The sequence below is a fragment of the Stenotrophomonas sp. NPDC077659 genome (assembly GCF_050268705.1).
In the GTDB taxonomy this organism is placed as follows: domain Bacteria; phylum Pseudomonadota; class Gammaproteobacteria; order Xanthomonadales; family Xanthomonadaceae; genus Stenotrophomonas.
In genome coordinates this window covers 1-3,626 of the sequence record NZ_JBNNHG010000090.1, presented here as the reverse complement: position 1 = coordinate 3,626, position 3,626 = coordinate 1, and the positions used below count along the sequence as shown (strand labels likewise).

The 3,626-nt window shown below is 65.7% G+C and carries 3 protein-coding genes and 1 pseudogene; all 4 read left to right on the top strand.

Translation table 11 applies throughout. The features are described 5' to 3' along the window. The first annotated feature begins 346 nt into the window (after positions 1-346). On the top strand, positions 347-1,435 hold the full coding sequence (gene pstS, locus ACQKDV_RS13045; RefSeq protein ID WP_427784141.1) for a phosphate ABC transporter substrate-binding protein PstS: 1,089 nt from the start codon (positions 347-349) through the stop codon (positions 1,433-1,435). Between the two features lie 79 nt (positions 1,436-1,514). Continuing rightward, positions 1,515-2,483 carry a phosphate ABC transporter permease subunit PstC gene (pstC, locus tag ACQKDV_RS13040; RefSeq protein WP_427784140.1) on the top strand — a complete coding sequence of 323 codons (969 nt, stop codon included), beginning with the start codon at positions 1,515-1,517 and terminating at the stop codon, positions 2,481-2,483. After that, on the top strand, positions 2,483-3,346 hold the full coding sequence (gene pstA, locus ACQKDV_RS13035; RefSeq protein WP_427784139.1) for a phosphate ABC transporter permease PstA: 864 nt from the start codon (positions 2,483-2,485) through the stop codon (positions 3,344-3,346). The genes pstC and pstA overlap by 1 nt, the downstream gene beginning before the upstream one ends. Before the next feature lie 19 nt (positions 3,347-3,365). Further along, positions 3,366-3,575: pseudogene (locus ACQKDV_RS13030) on the top strand (ATP-binding cassette domain-containing protein); the annotation flags it as partial. Positions 3,576-3,626 lie beyond the last annotated feature (51 nt).

The following is a 3,626-nucleotide window of genomic DNA, read 5'->3' as shown; positions in this document are numbered from 1 at the left end:
GCTCGGCTGCCCCTGCCTCTGCCCCGGCCCTTGTAGAGCCGAGCCCATGCTCGGCTGCCCCTGCCTCTGCCCCGGCCCTTGTAGAGCCGAGCCCATGCTCGGCTGACGCGCCGCAGTCGAGCATGGCTCGACTCTACAAAGGCGGGAAGCAGTCGAGCATGGCTCGGACTCTACAGCGCAATCCGGGGGCCGCGCAGCCTTCCGGGGCGGTCGCAGATCCCGTGAAACCCTTGTCAGAACGTGATGTTCGACACCTCTGTCATGGACGTCATACGGCTGTAACAAAAACATCATTTCATAGCCGCATCCGCCGACGACGTCGGCTCTTCCCCGCTATGGAGTGAACATGAAACTGCACTCGGCCGGCCTTGCCGCCCTTTCCCTGGCCATCGCCCTGGGCCTGTCGGCCTGCGGTGGCGACAAGCAGGCCGCGCAGCAGCCGGCAGCCGACGCCGCTGCCGCCCCGGCCGCTGCCGGTGCCAAAGTGACCGCCGAAGTTTCCGGCGCCGGCGCATCCTTCATCTTCCCGCTGGTGTCCAAGTGGTCGGCTGACTACAACGCCGCCACCGGCGCCAAGATCAACTACCAGTCGATCGGTTCGGGTGGCGGCATCGCCCAGATCAAGGCCGGCACCGTCGATTTCGGTTCCTCGGACAAGCCGCTGAGCAGCGACGAGCTGGCCCAGGCCGGCCTGGCCCAGTTCCCGTCGGCCATTGGCGGCGTGGTGCCGGTGGTCAACATCGAAGGCCTGGAAGCGGGCAAGCTGCGCCTCACCGGCGCCCTGCTGGCCGACATCTTCCTGGGCAAGGTCAAGACCTGGAACGACCCGGCCATCGCCGCGGCCAACCCGGGCGTGACCCTGCCGGACGGCAAGATCACCATCGTCCACCGTTCGGACGGTTCGGGCACCACCTTCAACTTCTCCAACTATCTGTCCAAGGTCAGCCCGGAGTGGAAGACCAAGGTCGGCGAAGGCACCTCGGTGCAGTGGCCGGACGGCGTCGGTGGCAAGGGCAACGAAGGCGTCGCTTCCTACGTGAAGCAGATCAAGGGCTCGATCGGCTACGTCGAACTGGCCTACGCCCTGCAGAACGCCATGCCGTACACCGCCCTGCAGAACGCCGCAGGCACCTGGGTGCAGCCGAGCGCTGAGACCTTCGCCGCCGCCGCCGCCAGCGCCGACTGGGCCAGCGCCAAGGACTTCAACCTGGTCATCACCAATGCCCCGGGCGAGCAGGCGTGGCCGATCACCGCCACCAACTTCATGCTGATGCAGAAGAAGCCGAAGGACGCCAAGCGCAACCAGGACACCCTGGCCTTCTTCAAGTGGGCCTTCGAAAACGGCCAGGCCCAGGCCAACGAGCTGCACTACGTGCCGCTGCCGGCCGAACTGACCAAACAGATCGAGGCCTACTGGGGCACCGAGCTGAAGTGATGGACCCGACGGTGCCCGCCCCGCGCGGGCACCGCCGCTTCCACGTTGTGCCGCCCCCTTTCCTGGCCCAGCCGTCCCCATGAATGCCATCGCCCAGCCTGTAGCCGCCCCGTCCACGCGCGATGCGCGTGATGCCCGCAACGACAAACTGTTCCGGTGGGTGCTGGTCGGCACCGTCATCTTCGTCCTGATCGCCCTGGCCTGCGCCGCGCTGTCGATGCTGTGGGGCGGCCGCCATGCCCTGCAGATGCAGGGCATGAGCTTCTTCTTCTCTTCCGACTGGAACCCGGTCGAAAACAAGTTTGGCGCCCTCGCACCGATCTACGGCACCCTGGTCACCGCGTTCATCGCGATGGTCATCGCCGTACCGGTCAGCTTCGGCATCGCCTTCTTCCTCACCGAAGTCGCCCCGCGCTGGCTGCGTGGCCCGGTCGGCACTGCCATCGAGCTGCTGGCCGGCATTCCCTCGATCATCTACGGCATGTGGGGCCTGTTCGTGCTGGTGCCGGTGATGACCGAGTACGTCACTCCGTTTCTCAACGAAACCCTGGGCGAAATGCCGGTCATCGGTCCGCTGTTCCAGGGCCCGCCGCTGGGCATCGGCATGCTCACTGCCGGCTTCGTGCTGGCCATCATGGTCATCCCGTTCATTTCCTCGGTGATGCGCGAGGTGTTCCTCACCGTGCCGACCCGCCTGAAGGAATCGGCCTACGCGCTGGGTTCGACCAAGTGGGAAGTGAGCTGGGACATCGTCCTGCCCTATACCCGCTCGGCGGTCATCGGCGGCGTCTTCCTCGGCCTCGGCCGTGCGCTGGGCGAAACCATGGCCGTGGCCTTCGTGATCGGCAACAGCGTGCGCCTGTCGCCGTCACTGCTGGAACCGGGCACCACCATCGCCGCGCTGATCGCCAACGATTTCGGCGAAGCCACTGAAACCTACCGTTCGGCCCTGCTGCTGCTCGGTTTCGTCCTCTTCATCGTCACCTTCGTGGTGCTCGCCATCGCCCGCCTGATGCTGATGCGCCTGTCCCGCAAGGAGGGCAACTGATGTCCACCACCGCTGACTCCCTGTACCTGCGCCGCCGCATCGGCAATGTCATCGCCATAGCGCTGTCCTGTGCCACCGCCCTGTTCGGCCTGTTCTTCCTGGGCTGGATCCTGTTCACCCTGGCCGCCAAGGGCCTGGCCGGCATCAACTGGGATCTGTTCACCAAGATGACCCCGCCGCCCATGCAGGAAGGCGGTCTGGCGAACGCCTTCTTCGGCAGCGCGGTGATGTGCGCGCTGGCGATCGGCATCGGCACCCCGCTGGGCGTGCTGGCCGGCACCTGGCTGGCCGAGTACGGCAACGCCCGCAAGGCCGGCACCGTGGTCCGCTTCGTCAACGACATCCTGCTGTCGGCCCCATCCATCGTGCTGGGCCTGTTCGTCTACACCCTGTATGTGATGCAGACCGGCGGCAATTTCTCCGCCTTTGCAGGCGCGTTGTCGCTGGCCTTCATCGTGCTACCGGTGGTGGTGCGCACCACCGACGAGATGCTGCGCCTGGTGCCTTCGCAGATGCGCGAAGCCGCCCTGTCGCTGGGCATCCCGCAGTGGAAGGTGATCGTGCAGGTCCTGTACCGCAGTGCATCGGCGGGCATCATCACCGGCATCCTGCTGGCCCTGGCCCGCATTTCCGGCGAAACCGCCCCGCTGCTGTTCACCGCCTTCGGCAACCAGTACTGGAACAACAACATCTTCCAGCCAATGGCCTCGGTACCGGTGGTGATGAACCAGTTCGCCGGCAGCCCGTATGAATCCTGGCAGGTGCTGGCCTGGGCCGGTGCCCTGGTGCTGACTGTCTTCGTGTTGCTGGTCAGCCTTGGCGCCCGCGCCATCCTGCTGCGCAACCGTATCTCCCATGACTGACTTTTCCGTGGATAACGCCATGAACGACCTCTCCAACGCCGTGCCCATGCAGCGCATCGCGGTGCCGGCCTCGCACGAGAACCTGCACGCGCCGTCGCCGGTCAAGCTGGCCGCGCGTGGTCTGGACTTCTACTACGACAAGTTCCACGCCCTGAAGGGCATCAACCTGGAGATTCCCGAAAAGCGCGTGACCGCGCTGATCGGTCCCTCCGGTTGCGGCAAGTCGACTCATCAGCGCTTCGAATGTGTCCGCATCTAGCCAATCTGCCGCGGCGTCAGC

What these genes read in the sequence shown, in the direction of transcription:
- pstS (WP_427784141.1), top strand. Translation starts at nt 347, where the DNA reads ATGAAACTGCACTCGGCCGGCCTTGCCGCCCTTTCCCTGGCCATCGCC.
- pstC (WP_427784140.1), top strand. Translation starts at nt 1,515, where the DNA reads ATGAATGCCATCGCCCAGCCTGTAGCCGCCCCGTCCACGCGCGATGCG.
- pstA (WP_427784139.1), top strand. Translation starts at nt 2,483, where the DNA reads ATGTCCACCACCGCTGACTCCCTGTACCTGCGCCGCCGCATCGGCAAT.